The following is a 976-nucleotide window of genomic DNA, read 5'->3' as shown; positions in this document are numbered from 1 at the left end:
AAGCTTGGTGCTTTTAAGAAAAAAATAGGCGGTATCGCGAGCTTTATTGGCGCGCGTTTCATGCCCGTGATTAATGATATGATTGACGGTTTTTCAAAGTTGATTGATGAAAACCGCGACCTCATTCAAACAACTGTTGCGAGCTGGGCAAAAACCTTAAAAAAAGTCCTTAATGATTTGCTTAATCCTACCTCTGATTTAAGAAAAGGCATCAGTGATCTCACAGAGAGGATTAAAGGCTGGTTCCAATGGCTAGAACCTCTGATTGGTGAAATAACCCTCTTTAAGGTAGGACTTGTGGCACTTGGTTCGTTCATTTTTGGTCCACTCATTGCCGCATTAGCAGCCGTAGGAACAGCGTTTGTTAGCCTTGGTATCACAATTATGACGACACCTATCGGTTGGTTAATGGGTGGCATTGCAGCGCTCTTTGTCCTCTATCAATATTGGGACAAACTCAATGGTTGGGTAGCAGCATCTTTAGCCGCGGTTGGGGCAGTTCTTATAGCTTCACTCATTCCAGCAATAACTGCCGTTAGTTCTGCTTTTATATCGCTTGGTATCGCAATCATGACCACACCTATTGGCTGGATTATTGGTGGCATTGCAGCTCTTGTTGCTGCCGGATATCTGCTCTACAAACATTGGGATACAGTCATAAGCTTTATAAGCAAGCTATGGGATTCTTTTTACAGCTTATGTAGTAATGTTTTCAATAACCTCTTGACGTTCTTTAAAAACTTTTCACCACTGACTTGGATTTCGAAAAAAATCAATGAACTCATTGAATGGCTGTTTGGTGTCGATTTAATGGAAATAGGCTCCAATCTTATTAATGGGCTTTGGGAGGGCATCAAAAGCAAATGGGATGATCTGTATAACGGTTTTGGCAATATGATGAAGAAATTAACCAGTTGGATGCCTAATTGGGTGAAAGAAAAGTTAGGGTTTAATGTTTCAATAGACAAGACTTCAA

At 40.8% G+C, this 976-nt stretch carries 1 pseudogene; it reads left to right on the top strand.

The window, feature by feature from the left end:
- Nucleotides 1-976, top strand: a pseudogene (locus tag ACFILL_RS09335) (phage tail protein); the annotation flags it as partial.

The organism is Bartonella sp. AP20NXHL, from assembly GCF_042196165.1.
GTDB lineage: Bacteria > Pseudomonadota > Alphaproteobacteria > Rhizobiales > Rhizobiaceae > Bartonella.
Note: the sequence above shows the minus strand (reverse complement) of the source record. Positions and strands in the feature narration are given on the sequence as shown.